At 70.9% G+C, this 12,800-nt stretch carries 10 protein-coding genes; all 10 read right to left on the bottom strand.

Annotation, left to right across the window (positions count from 1 at the left end):
• The coding region (locus B9S61_RS12490) for a polyphenol oxidase family protein (RefSeq protein WP_146064810.1) at positions 1–368 on the bottom strand (368 nt) is incomplete at its 3' end.
• The gene (ftsZ, locus tag B9S61_RS12485) at positions 365–1,558 is read right to left on the bottom strand and encodes a cell division protein FtsZ (RefSeq protein ID WP_103542312.1); all 1,194 of its coding nucleotides are present in this window, start codon (positions 1,556–1,558) and stop codon (positions 365–367) included. The genes ftsZ and B9S61_RS12490, both read right to left, overlap by 4 nt.
• A 279-nt stretch (positions 1,559–1,837) precedes the next feature.
• Positions 1,838–2,632 carry a cell division protein FtsQ/DivIB gene (locus B9S61_RS12480; RefSeq protein WP_103542311.1) on the bottom strand — a complete coding sequence of 265 codons (795 nt, stop codon included), beginning with the start codon at positions 2,630–2,632 and terminating at the stop codon, positions 1,838–1,840.
• A gap of 25 nt (positions 2,633–2,657) precedes the next feature.
• The gene (murG, locus tag B9S61_RS12475; RefSeq protein ID WP_103542310.1) at positions 2,658–3,752 is read right to left on the bottom strand and encodes an undecaprenyldiphospho-muramoylpentapeptide beta-N-acetylglucosaminyltransferase; all 1,095 of its coding nucleotides are present in this window, start codon (positions 3,750–3,752) and stop codon (positions 2,658–2,660) included.
• Between the two features lie 6 nt (positions 3,753–3,758).
• Positions 3,759–5,111, bottom strand: a complete 1,353-nt coding sequence (gene ftsW, locus B9S61_RS12470) for a putative lipid II flippase FtsW (RefSeq protein WP_103542309.1) — start codon at positions 5,109–5,111, stop codon at positions 3,759–3,761.
• A 216-nt stretch (positions 5,112–5,327) separates the two neighbouring features.
• Positions 5,328–6,779: a UDP-N-acetylmuramoyl-L-alanine--D-glutamate ligase gene (gene murD, locus B9S61_RS12465; RefSeq protein WP_103542308.1), complete on the bottom strand. Its 1,452-nt coding sequence runs from the start codon at positions 6,777–6,779 to the stop codon at positions 5,328–5,330.
• On the bottom strand, positions 6,761–7,834 hold the full coding sequence (mraY, locus tag B9S61_RS12460) for a phospho-N-acetylmuramoyl-pentapeptide-transferase (RefSeq protein ID WP_103542307.1): 1,074 nt from the start codon (positions 7,832–7,834) through the stop codon (positions 6,761–6,763). Before mraY ends, murD begins: the two co-directional genes overlap by 19 nt.
• Positions 7,831–9,246 (bottom strand): UDP-N-acetylmuramoyl-tripeptide--D-alanyl-D-alanine ligase, encoded by a 1,416-nt coding sequence (gene murF / locus B9S61_RS12455; protein WP_103542306.1) that lies wholly within the window; start codon positions 9,244–9,246, stop codon positions 7,831–7,833. The genes mraY and murF overlap by 4 nt, the downstream gene beginning before the upstream one ends.
• Before the next feature lie 4 nt (positions 9,247–9,250).
• Positions 9,251–10,771 carry a UDP-N-acetylmuramoyl-L-alanyl-D-glutamate--2,6-diaminopimelate ligase gene (locus tag B9S61_RS12450; protein ID WP_103542305.1) on the bottom strand — a complete coding sequence of 507 codons (1,521 nt, stop codon included), beginning with the start codon at positions 10,769–10,771 and terminating at the stop codon, positions 9,251–9,253.
• 221 nt (positions 10,772–10,992) lie between these two features.
• A partial coding sequence (locus B9S61_RS12445; RefSeq protein ID WP_181007347.1) for a penicillin-binding protein 2 occupies positions 10,993–12,800 on the bottom strand: 1,808 nt, incomplete at its 5' end.

Genomic DNA, 12,800 nt, shown 5'->3' with positions numbered 1-12,800 from the left:
TGGGCCGCGGCGACGACTCCCGCGGCGGGGTCGGCCAGCAGCACCGGCACACAGTCCGCGGTGAGTACGGCGAGGGCGAGTCCGCGGCGCGCGGTGACGACCGCGTCCGCCTCCGGGACCGGCCGCTCGCCCCAGGGCTCGTCGACCACGAGCGCGTCGGCGCCGTGCACCTGGTTCATCCAGACCACCCGGGCCGGGTCCGCACCGAGCGACTTGGCGGCCAGGTCGCGGTTGGCGCGCACGGCGCCGGGGTCGTCACCGACCGCCCCGCCGAGGTTGAGCTCCGCATACGGAGCGGCGCTCACCCCGCCCCACCGGTCGGTGAAGGCGAAGTGCGCGCCGCTCACGCTCTCGCGCCGTCCTATCACTTCAGGAAGTCCGGTACATCCAGTTCCTCGGCCGCGCTGTCGTACGTCCGCGACGGCGGGACCGGCGGCTGGACGACCGGGATGTCGGCCACCGGCTCCGGTACCACCGGCTCCGGGTCCTCCTTCGGCGTGACGCTGCCGAGCGAACCGAAGGACGGGCGGCTCTCCGCCCGGCCGGCCGGGGCCGGCTCCTCACGCTTGGCCGAGGACGAACCCAGCACGTTGTCCCGCTTGGACGGCGGCTGGCCGCCGTCGAAGCCGGCCGCGATCACGGTGACGCGGACCTCGTCGCCGAGGGCGTCGTCGATCACCGCGCCGAAGATGATGTTGGCCTCGGGATGGGCGGCCTCGCTCACCAGCTGGGCGGCCTCGTTGATCTCGAACAGGCCGAGGTCGGAGCCGCCGGAGATGGAGAGCAGCACACCGCGGGCGCCGTCGATGGACGCCTCCAGCAGCGGTGAGGAGATGGCCATCTCGGCCGCGGCCACCGCGCGGTCGTCGCCGCGGGCCGAGCCGATGCCCATGAGCGCCGAACCGGCCTCGGACATGACCGACTTGACGTCGGCGAAGTCGAGGTTGATCAGGCCGGGGGTGGTGATGAGGTCGGTGATGCCCTGCACACCGGAGAGCAGGACCTGGTCCGCCGACTTGAAGGCGTCGAGGACCGACACCTGACGGTCGGAGATGGACAGCAGCCGGTCGTTCGGGATCACGATGAGGGTGTCGACCTCTTCGCGGAGTTCCGCGATGCCGTCCTCGGCCTGGTTCGCGCGGCGCCGGCCCTCGAAGGTGAACGGCCGGGTGACCACACCGATGGTGAGAGCGCCGAGCGAGCGGGCGATGTTGGCCACGACGGGCGCGCCGCCGGTGCCGGTGCCGCCGCCCTCGCCGGCCGTGACGAAGACCATGTCGGCCCCCTTGAGGACCTCCTCGATCTCCTCGCGGTGGTCCTCGGCGGCCTTGCGGCCGACGGCCGGGTTGGCTCCGGCGCCGAGTCCGCGGGTGAGTTCGCGGCCGACGTCGAGCTTGACGTCGGCGTCGCTCATCAACAGGGCTTGCGCGTCGGTGTTGATGGCGATGAACTCGACGCCCTTGAGACCGACCTCGATCATCCGGTTGATGGCATTGACACCACCGCCGCCGACACCGATGACTTTGATGACTGCGAGGTAGTTCTGCGGTGCTGCCACGTCGAAGGCCTCTCGCCTCGAGTTACGTGTCGCCTTCTCGCGGTTGCGCCGCGATCCGGCGACTGATGCCGAATGGGACGGTCCGTATCGCCGACCCGAACCCTAACGTTGAAGTTTAGGGTTACCAGTGTGTCTGTTCCCTGGAGTCTTCTGAACAGGACACTAAGTCGACAAGTGGCGCACGTTCAACGAACACGCCGAACCTCCCGTTTTTCTTTTCACCCTATGTGATCAGCCGTAGCGCTGCCCAGCCAGGGTGCTGGCCTGCACTGATACCCGTCAACTCCCTGATGACGCCGGGGCTGTGGGAACGCTGACGTCGAAGTGCCGCGCGCCGGGCTCCGCTTTCATCAGCGCGGTGAGAGTACGGCCCTTCTCGGCGCCCTTCTCCTCGCTTCCCCAGTCGACCGTACGGCCGCCCGCCAGCTCCAGCGAGATGTCGTCGTAGGAACGGACCTTGACGCTCCGCGTCGCCCGCGCGACGGCCTCCGGAAGGACGCCGGCCACCCGTACCGCCGCCCGCACCAGCCGGTCGTCGCCGATACGGCGCAGACTCGCCGCCGCGGAACCACTCCTCGACGTTTCCCATTTCAGCTCGGGTACACCCCGGGGAGCCTTGGAAACCGTCGCGAACCGGACACCTTCGTCGTCCACTTCGACGAACTCTCCTTCTTTGCGGACGACGAGAACCGGAGAACGTTCCGTCACATTCAGCGTGATTTCGTCCGGCCAGGAACGGACCACGTCAACCGTGTCAATGCGGGGCAACGCCTTCGCCAGCCGGGCTTCGATCGCCTCGGTGTCGACGGAGATCAGCTGTTCCCCGAGCGGTACGTCGGCGGCGCCGCGCACCTGATCGGGCGTCAGGACGCCGGTCCCGGAGACGGATACGCGCTCCACGCGGACCAGATCCGATCCGTACAGCAGCCAGAAGGCGCCGCTTCCCAGGAACACCAGGACGACCGCCAGTGCGATCATCCGATGAAGGCGCCGTCGTCCGGACCTCCGGACGGGCGGCGGGCCGGACGACTCCCGCTTGCGTTCACCGCGTTCCGCGGTGGTCGATCCGGCCACGCTCCCTGCCTTCCGTCATACGCGTCTAACGATGCGCACGGGCGGCGATCGCCTCGTACACCATGCCGACGAGCAGGTCGTCGGCGTCCCGGCGGCCGAACTCGGCGGCGGCGCGGGACATCTCGTACAGCCGGTGCGGGTCGGCGAGCACCGGCAGCACGTTCTGCTGCAGCCACTCCGGCGTCAGTTCCGCGTCGTCGACCAGCAGCCCGCCACCGGCCTTGACCACCGGCTGGGCGTTGAGCCGCTGTTCGCCGTTGCCGATGGGCAGCGGGACGTAGGCGGCCGGGAGTCCGACGGCGGAGAGTTCGGCGACGGTCATCGCGCCCGCCCGGCAGAGCATCATGTCCGCGGCGGCGTACGCGAGGTCCATCCGGTCCAGGTAACTTACCGGGATGTAGGGCGGCATTCCCGGCATCTGCTGGACCTGCGGCAGTTCGTTCTTCGGGCCGACCGCGTGCAGGACCTGGATGCCGGCCTGCTGGAGCCACGGAGCGACCTGCTGGACGACCTCGTTGAGCCTGCGGGCCCCCTGCGAGCCGCCGGAGACCAGCAGCGTCGGCAGGTTGGGGTCGAGCCCGAACGCGGCGCGCGCCTCGGGGCGCACGGCGGCCCGGTCGAGGGTGGAGATGGAACGGCGCAGCGGGATGCCGATGTAGCGGGAGTTGCGCAGCTTGCTGTCGGGCGTGGACACGGCGACCTGGGCGGCGTAGCGCGAGCCGATCTTGTTGGCCAGCCCGGGCCGGGCGTTGGCCTCGTGGATCACGATCGGCACACCGAGCCGCTTGGCCGCGAGGTAACCGGGCAGGGCGACGTAGCCGCCGAACCCGACCACGGCGTCGGCCTTCGTGCGTTCCAGGATCTGCTCGGCCGCCTTGATGGTGCCCCTCAGCCGGCCCGGGACCGTGATCAGCTCGGGGGTCGGCTTGCGTGGCAGCGGTACGGCGGGGATCAGCGCCAGTTCGTACCCGCGCTCGGGTACGAGACGGGTCTCGAGGCCGCGTTCCGTGCCCAGGGCCGTGATACCCACGGACGGATCCTGCCTGCGCAGGGCGTCCGCGAGGGCGAGCGCGGGCTCGATATGGCCCGCGGTTCCTCCGCCGGCGAGTACGACATGCACCGAAATTCACCGCTCTCCGGACGAACGCACCCCCGGGGCGCGCCGTCGCATCGTGTTCCATCTCCGGGGCCCCTTGGAGCCCCTGACCCGCTTTTTACCAAAGCGGGGTTGCCGCATCGCAAGCGCCATCCGCGCAGCGGGGTCCTCACGCGCGAAGGCGATCAGCAACCCGATGGCGAACATGGTCGGCAGCAGGGCGGACCCTCCGTAGGAGAACAGCGGGAGCGGGACACCGGCGATCGGCAGCAGCCCGAGCACCGCACCCATGTTGATCACGGCCTGCGCCGTGATCCAGGTGGTCACGCCTCCCGCGGCATACCTCACGAAGGGGTCCTCCGTGCGTCCGGCCACGCGGATACCCGCATAGCCTAGAGCCGCGAACAGGGCGAGTACCGACAGTGTCCCCGCCAGGCCCAGTTCCTCACCGGTGACGGCGAAAATGAAGTCCGTGTGCGCTTCGGGTAGTTGGCCCCATTTCTCCACGCCTGCGCCGAGCCCGGAACCGAAGATGCCGCCGGAGGCGAGGGCGTAGATCCCGTGCACGGCCTGCCAGCAGTCGACCGGGCCGGTCTGGGGCTCGGTCGCGCCGAGGCAGGCGAGCCTGGCCATGCGGTTCTCGCTGGTCCCGATGAGGAGCGCGCCGAGCAGCGCGGCGACGGCCAGCACGCCGGCGAACAGCCGGGTGGGCGCCCCGGCCAGCCACAGCAGGCCGAACAGGATCGCCGTCAGGATGATGGCCGTCCCCATGTCGCCGCCCAGCATGATCAGCCCGAGCAGCATGAAGGCGGCCGGGACCAACGGCACCAGCATGTGCTTCCACTGTGCCAGCAGCCGCCTGTCCTGCTTGCGGGCGAGCAGATCGGCGCCCCACAGCACCAGCGCGAGCTTGCCGAACTCGCTGGGCTGGAGCTGGAAACTGCCGCCGAGGGCGATCCAGTTCTGGTTGCCGTTGACCGCGACTCCTATCCCCGGCACCTGCACCAGGGCCATCAGGAAGACGGCTCCCGCCAGGATGGGGTAGGCCAGGGCCCGGTGCAGCTTCACCGGCATGCGGGAGGCCGCGAACAGCAGGACGGCGCCGATCCCGGCGGCCAGGAGCTGCTTGCGGAAGAAGTAGGAGCCCGGCAGGGACATCTGCAACGCCGTGATCTGGGAGGCCGAGTAGACCATCACCAGGCCCAGCACGGTGATCAGCAGACTGCCGCCGAGAATCAGATAGTACGCGGTCAGCGGCCGGTCCCAGGCCCTGCGCGCCCGGGTGACCGCGGTACGGACGGGATTCTCGCGCGGGGTTGCGGCTGCGACGGGCCGGCGCGCGGCGCGCTGCACGGGCGGCCGGCCGGTACGGCTACTGGGCATCACGGCCTCCGGGGTACGCCGGGGAGCAGGCCCCGGGGTGTCGCGCGGATCCCGCCGCGGACCCGGGACCCGGCACGCACCTCAGCGGCGCCGTCGGTCGCCGGGGCTCCGCTCCGGCGAGGTGCTGTCGACTGCCTGCGTCCCGATCCGAACGACAGGCCCTAGACGGTCCCACGCGTCCCTCCCATGGTCGCCCGGCGCCAGGCGGGCCGGGGGTCAGGCGCCGAGCTCGCGCACCGCCTGTGCGAACGCGTCACCGCGCTTGTCGTAGTTGGTGAACATGTCCATCGAGGCGCAGGCGGGGGCCAGCAGTACCGTGTCGCCGGGCCGTGCGAGCCGCTTCGCCTCCTGGACGGCCTGGAGCATCGCCCCAGTGTCGGTCCGGTCGAGGTCGACGACGGGTACCTCCGGGGCGTGTCGCGCCAGGGCTTCGCGGATCAGGGCGCGGTCCCTGCCGATCAGCACGGCACCGCGCAGCCGCTTCGCGGAGCCCGCGACGAGCTCGTCGAAGGTGGCGCCCTTGGCGAGGCCGCCGGCGATCCACACGATCGACTCGTACGCCGCCAACGAGGCCTGCGCGGCGTGGGTGTTGGTGGCCTTGGAATCGTCGACGTACGCGACGCCGTCCAGGTCGGCGACGTGCGCGATGCGGTGGGCGTCCGGGGTGAACGCGCGCAGGCCGTCCCGTACGGCGCTCGCGGGCACTCCGTAGGCCCGCGCGAGGGCGGCGGCCGCGAGGGCGTTGGCGACGTTGTGCGGGGCCGGCGGCCTCACGTCGGAGACCTCGGCGAGTTCCTGGGCGTTCTTCTGCCGGTTCTCGACGAAGGCGCGGTCGACCAGCAGGCCCTCCACGACTCCGAGTTGGGAGGGACCGGGCGTGCCCAGGGTGAAGCCGACGGCGCGGCAGCCCTCCTCGACGTCGGCCTCGCGGACCAGGTCCTCCGTGGAGGGTTTGCCGGTGGCATCGGCGTTGTAGACGCAGGCGACCCGATTTCCCTCGTAGACACGGCCCTTGTCGGCGGCGTACGCCTCCATGGAACCGTGCCAGTCGAGGTGGTCGGGGGCGAGGTTGAGCACGGCGGCGGAGTGGGCGCGCAGCGACGGCGCCCGGTGGAGCTGGTAACTGGACAGCTCCACGGCGAGCACGTCGTACTCCTCCTCGCCGAGCACCACGTCGAGGAGGGAGACGCCGATGTTGCCGACGGCCGCGGTGCGCAGGCCGGCCGCCCGCAGGATGGAGGCGAGCATCTGGACGGTGGTGGTCTTGCCGTTGGTGCCGGTGACCGCGAGCCAGGGGGCCGCGCCGGGCTTCCTGAGCCGCCAGGCGAGTTCGACGTCGCCCCACACCGGCACCCCGGCCTCGTCCGCCGCGGTGAACAGCGGCTTGTCCGGCTTCCAGCCGGGGGCGGTGACGATCAGTTCGGTGCCGTCGGGCAGGCCCGCGGCAGAGCCGCTGTCGGATGCAGTGCCGTCGCCGAGACGGACGGTGACGCCGAGCGCCTCCAGTTCCTCGGCCTGCTCCCGCGCGCGGGCGTCGTCCCCGTCGTTGACGACGGTGACCTTCGCGCCGAGCCCGTGCAGCACCTTCGCCGCCGGGACGCCGGAGACGCCGAGACCGGCGACGGTGACGTGCTTCCCCTGCCAGTCGGTCACTTGTCCGCTGCCCATCCCGCGTAGAAGAGACCCAGTCCGACGATCACACAGATGCCCTGGATGATCCAGAAGCGGACCACCACAAGGACTTCGGACCAGCCTTTGAGTTCGAAGTGATGCTGAAGTGGCGCCATCCGGAAGACCCGCTTACCGGTGAGCCGGAACGAGCCGACCTGGATGACCACCGACATGGTGATGAGGACGAACAGACCGCCCAGGATGGCCAGCAGCAGCTCGGTGCGGGAGCAGATCGCGAGACCCGCGAGCACACCGCCGAGCGCCAGCGAACCGGTGTCGCCCATGAAGATCTTGGCCGGGGAGGTGTTCCACCACAGGAAGCCGAGGCAGGAACCCATCAGCGCCGAGGCGACGACCGCGAGGTCCAGCGGATCGCGCACCTCGTAACAGGCACCCGGGTTGGTCAGCGTCTCGCCGTTGGCGCAGGACTCCTGGAACTGCCAGACGCCGATGAAGGTGTAGGCGCCGAAGACGAGGACGGAGGCGCCGGTGGCGAGGCCGTCCAGACCGTCGGTCAGGTTCACGCCGTTCGACATGGCGAGGATCATGAACAGCGCCCAGACGACGAACAGCACCGGGCCGATGGTCCAGCCGAAGTCGGTGATGAACGACAGCTTCGTGGACGCCGGGGTCTGCCCGCGGGAGTCCGCGAACTGCAGTGAGAGCACCGCGAAGGTGATGCCGACGATCAGCTGGCCGGCCATCTTCGCCTTGGCCCGCAGGCCCAGCGAACGCCGCTTGACGATCTTGATGTAGTCGTCCAGGAAGCCGACCAGGCCCATGCCGACCATCAGGCCCAGCACCAGCACGCCCGAGTACCTCGGCGGCTCGCCGCTGATCACCTTGCTGAGGAAGTACGCGGCGAGCGTCGCGAAGATGAAGGCGATGCCGCCCATGGTCGGTGTACCGCGCTTGCTGGCGTGCTCGCGCGGGCCGTCGTCCCGGATGTACTGCCCGTACCCCTTGCGGGCGAGCAGCTTGATCAGCAGCGGGGTGCCGACCAGGGTCAGGAAGAGGCCAATGACTCCCGCGAACAGGATCTGATTCATCATCGGGCGGCGACCTCACCCTCGGCACCGGTCTCGAGCAGCGCCTGCGCCACGCTCTCGAGCCCGACCGAACGGGACGCCTTCACGAGTACGACATCCCCCGGGCGCAATTCGCTGCGCAACAGGTCGACAGCCGCCTGTGCGTCGGACACGTGCACCGACTCCTCACCCCACGAACCCTCGTTATATGCGCCCAATTGCAGCCAGGCGGCTTCCCTGCCCCCGACCGCGACGAGCTTGCTGACGTTGAGCCGGACGGCGAGCCGCCCGACCGCGTCGTGCTCGGCGAGCGCCTCGTCCCCGAGCTCGGCCATCTTGCCGAGCACCGCCCACGTACGACGTCCTCTGCCCATGGCCGCCAGCGCGCGCAGCGCTGCCTTCATGGACTCGGGGTTCGCGTTGTAGGCGTCGTTGACGACCGTCACGCCGTCCGGGCGCTCGGTGACCTCCATCCGCCAGCGGGAGAGGGAGCCCGCCTCGGAGAGCGCGCGGGCGATCTCGTCAGCGGACATGCCCAACTCGTGGGCGACGGCGGCCGCGGCGAGCGCGTTCGACACGTGATGCTCACCGTACAGGCGCATGGTCACATCGGATGCACCGGAGGGTGTGTGAAGCCTGAAGGAGGGCTGTCCGCTGTCCGTGAGTCGCACGTTCTCCGCCCGAACGTCCGCTTCGTCGGACTCTCCGAAAAGGATCACCTTCGCCTTCGTACGGGAGGCCATGGCCCGTACGAGAGGGTCGTCCGCGTTGAGGACGGCGGTGCCGCCCCGCTCGGCCGGGGGCAGGGACTCCACCAGTTCGCCCTTGGCCTGCGCGATCTGCTCCCGGCCGCCGAACTCGCCGATGTGCGCGGAGCCGACGTTCAGGACCAGGCCGACCTTCGGCGGTGTCAGACCGGCGAGGTAGCGGATGTGGCCGATTCCGCGCGCCCCCATCTCCAGCACGAGGAACCGGGTCTCATCGGTGGCGGTGAGCGCGGTCAGCGGCAGCCCGATCTCGTTGTTGAGGGAGCCGGGGGTGAAGACGGTCGGCGCCTTGCTGCCGAGCACCTGGGCGATGAGGTCCTTGGTGCTGGTCTTTCCGGCCGAGCCGGTGAGCGCGACGAGGGTGGCGCCGAGCCGGCCGACGACATGCCGGGCGAGGGCGCCGAGGGCCGCCTGGACGTCCTCGACGACGATCGCGGGCACCCCGACCGGCCGGGAGGCCAGCACGGCGGCCGCACCCGCCCCGACGACCGCGGCCGCGTAGTCGTGTCCGTCCACGCGCTCGCCGACGAAGGCGACGAACAGGCTGCCGGGCCCCGCCTCCCGCGAGTCCCGGACCACCGGCCCGGTGACCTGGACGGACGGGTCCGGTATGTCGTGCGTCTGCCCGCCGACGACTTCTGCGATCTCGGCGAGGGAGAGGGCGATCACAAGTTCATCCCTGGGTCTTCTTGATGGCTTCGCGAAGCACCTGGCGGTCGTCGAAGGGACGTACCACCCCGGCGATGTCCTGCCCCTGCTCATGGCCCTTGCCCGCGACCAGCACGGTGTCGCCGGGCCGGGCCCGGGCGACGGCGGCGGCGATCGCTGCGGCCCGGTCCTCGAAGACCTGCACCTCGCCGCGCTCGTGGGCGGGCACCGAGGCGGCGCCCAGGAGCATGGCGGCGAGGATCCCGAGGGGATCCTCGGAGCGGGGGTTGTCGGAGGTCAGTACGGCGGTGTCGGCGAGCCGCGCCGCGGCGGCCCCCATGGGCTCCCGCTTGGTGGTGTCGCGGTCGCCGCCGCAGCCGAGCACGATGTGCACCCGGCCCTCCGTGACCTTGCGCAGGGCGCGCAGCACCGATTCGACGGCGTCGGTCTTGTGGGCGTAGTCGACCACCGCCAGGTAGGGCTGGCCCGCGTCCACCCGCTCCAGCCGGCCCGGCACGCCCGGCACGGCGGCGACGCCGTCGGCGGCGGCCTGCGGGTCGAGTCCCGCGGCGGCGAGGGCGACGATCGCGGCCAGGGTGTTGGCCACGTTGAAGGGGCCCGCCAGCGGCGAGCGGGCGGTGATCCGCTCGTCCTTGGGGCCGACCACGGTGAACGTCGAGTCCATCGGGCCGACCTCGACGTCCTCGGCGCGCCAGTCGGCGTCGGGGTGGCCCTCGGCGGAGTAGGTGACGACGGGGACGCCGGCCTCCTTGACGAGGCGGCGGCCGTACTCGTCGTCCACGTTGACCACGCCGAGCCGGCTGCGCGCGGGCGTGAACAGCTGTGCCTTGGCCTGGAAGTAGTCCTCCATCCCGGAGTGGAACTCCATGTGCTCCGGGCTGAGGTTGGTGAAGACGGCGATGTCGAAGACACAGCCGTCGACCCGGCCGAGGACCAGGGCGTGGCTGGAGACCTCCATGGCGACCGCGTCGGTGCCGCGTTCGCGCATGACGGCGAAGAGCGCCTGGAGGTCGGTGGCCTCGGGGGTGGTCCGCTCGGACTTGATGCGCTCGTCCCCGATGCGCATCTCGACCGTGCCGATGAGTCCCGTACTGCGGACGGTCTTCAGGCCGCCCTCGACGAGATAGGCGGTGGTGGTCTTGCCGGAGGTGCCGGTGATGCCGATCTGGAGCAGATCGCGGCCCGGGTGGCCGTAGATGGTCGCGGCCAGCTCGCCCATCCGCGCGCGCGGGTCGTCCACCACCAGCGCCGGCAGCCCGGCCGCGGCGACGCGTTCGGCGCCGGTGGGGTCGGTCAGCACGGCGACCGCGCCGAGGCCGGCGGCCTGGGTGACGTAGTCGGCGCCGTGGGCGCGGGCGCCCGGGAGGGCGGCGTACAGGTCGCCGGGGCGGACGGCACGCGAGTCGTGGGTGATACCCGTGACCCCGGCGGCCCGCTCCGGCGCGGCGGCACCCAGCTGACCGGCGAGTTCCGCGAGAGGTGTGGCGGAGACCCGGTCCGGGCGGGGCGGTCCCGGATATGTCACGGGGTGGCCCTTCTGGGCGGTTTGGGAATGATCGGCGTGTGGCACGGCGGTGAGCGTACCGGGCGTACCGGCTGAGACGGAAAGGTGGGGCCCGCTCGCAGCGCGGTCCGGCACGGGTGGTGGTGGGCGCCGGGTGGGCGAGGGGCGGGTGCCGTGCTTCCCGGGGTCGGGGCTGTTCGTTGTCACGAGGTGGTTCCTGGTGGCTCGGTGCTCGGTACGGGTCAGGGGGTGAAGGTGACCGGGAGGTTGGCGGGGGCGGCGCCGGTCGGCGGGACCTGGAGGGTCTTCAGGGCGAACTCCATGACCTGCTTGTAGACCGGCCCGCAGATCTGGCCGCCGAAGTAGCTGCCCTGGGTGGCGTTCTGGATGACGCAGTAGACGGTGATCCTGGGCTTGTCGGCGGGGGCGAATCCGGCGAAGGACGAGGTGTAGCCGTGGTACTTGCCGGTGGCCGGATCCACGCGGTTCGCCGTACCCGTCTTCCCCGCGACCCGGTAGCCCGGGATGCGCGCCTTGGTTCCGGTGCCCTCCTCGTCGTCCACGACGGACTCCAGCATCCGGGCGAGCGTCTTCGCCGTCTTCTCGCTGACGACCCTGGTCTCCTCGGGCTTCGGGGCGGGGGTGAAGCGTCCGTCGGGCCCCTTGGAGCCGCGTACGAGCGTGGGTTCGATCCGGACGCCGCCGTTGGCGATGGTCGAGTAGACGGAGGCGGCCTGCATGGCGTTGACGGAGACGCCCTGGCCGAAAGGAATCGTGTACTGCTGCGAGGTGGACCAGGCGTCCGGCGGCGCCAGGATGCCCCTGGTCTCGCCGGGGAAACCGAGGCCGGTGTGGTCGCCGAGGCCGAACTTGCGCAGGTAGTCGTAGAGGACCTTGTTGGCCGCGCTCTGGGTCTTGCCGAGCTGGCCGGTGGCGAGGATGGTGCCGATGTTGCTGGACTTGGCGAGCACGCCGTTGAGCGTGAGGTGCCAGGTCGGGTGGTCGATGTCGTCCTTGAAGAGGCGGTCGCCGCGGTGCAGCCGGTTGGGCACCACGACGTGGGTGCCCGGGGTGGCGGCGTTCTCCTCGAGGACGGCGGCCATGGAGAGGACCTTGGCCGTGGAGCCGGGTTCGAAGGCGTCCTGGACGGCCGCGTTGCCGAGCGCCTTGGGGTCGGCCTCGGAGAGGTTGTTCGGGTCGAACCCGGGCGCGTTGGCCATCGCGAGGACCTCACCGGTGCGGGTGTCCTGGACGATGACGTAGCCGCGGTCGGCCGCGGACTCCTCCACCTGCTCGCTGATGGCGTTCTGCGCGGCCCACTGGATGTCCCGGTGGATGGTCAGCTCGATGTCGCTGCCGGGCACGGCCGGGGTCTCGGTGGCGCCGCCGGCGGTCGGGACGAGACGGCCGCCGGACTGGGCGTACCGGATCTTGCCGTCCTCGCCCGCGAGCCGCTTGTCCAGCTGGAGCTCGATGCCGCCGCCGCCCTCGCCCTCGGCGTTGACCCAGCCCAGTATTCCGGCGGCGAGTTCGTTGTTGGGGTACACCCGCTTGCTGGTGGGCACGGAGAAGACGCCGGCCAGGACGTTGACGGTGGAGGCGTCGTGCTCCGCCTTCTTGGCGAGGGCGGCCTTGAGGTCCTTGATCTGCGTCCAGACCTGGGGGGTCTGGCGGCCGGCCAGTTTGACGTAGCGCAGGGCCTTGTTCTCCGGCCGGAGCTTCTCGACCAGGTCCTCCTGGTCCTGGCCCAGGATCGGGGCGAGGAGGGCGGCGGCCTGCTCGGGGCCGTCGGCGACCTCCAGCTCCTGCGGGGCGAACATGGTGGGGTCGGCGGTGATGTCGTAGGCGTCGTCGCTGGTCGCGAGCGCCACACCGGTGCGGTCGGTGATCTCGCCGCGTTCGGCGGCCAGCACCTGGCCGACGTAGCGGTTCTGTTCGGCCTTGCCCGCGTAGGTGCTCGCGTCGACGGCCTGCACCTGGAAGAGGCGCACGACGAAGGCGAGCAGTACGAGGGTCAGGGCCACGCCGACGAGGCGCAGCCGGGGACGCG

It is taken from the genome of Streptomyces sp. SM1, from assembly GCF_002910825.1.
GTDB lineage: Bacteria > Actinomycetota > Actinomycetes > Streptomycetales > Streptomycetaceae > Streptomyces > Streptomyces okerensis.
The sequence above is the reverse complement of the archived record's forward strand: the minus strand, read 5'-3'. Positions and strand labels throughout refer to the sequence as shown.

Coding starts and splice junctions, on each gene's coding strand:
- ftsW (WP_103542309.1), bottom strand. CDS start 5,111: ATGCCCAGTAGCCGTACCGGCCGGCCGCCCGTGCAGCGCGCCGCGCGC.
- murD (WP_103542308.1), bottom strand. CDS start 6,779: ATGGGCAGCGGACAAGTGACCGACTGGCAGGGGAAGCACGTCACCGTC.
- mraY (WP_103542307.1), bottom strand. CDS start 7,834: ATGATGAATCAGATCCTGTTCGCGGGAGTCATTGGCCTCTTCCTGACC.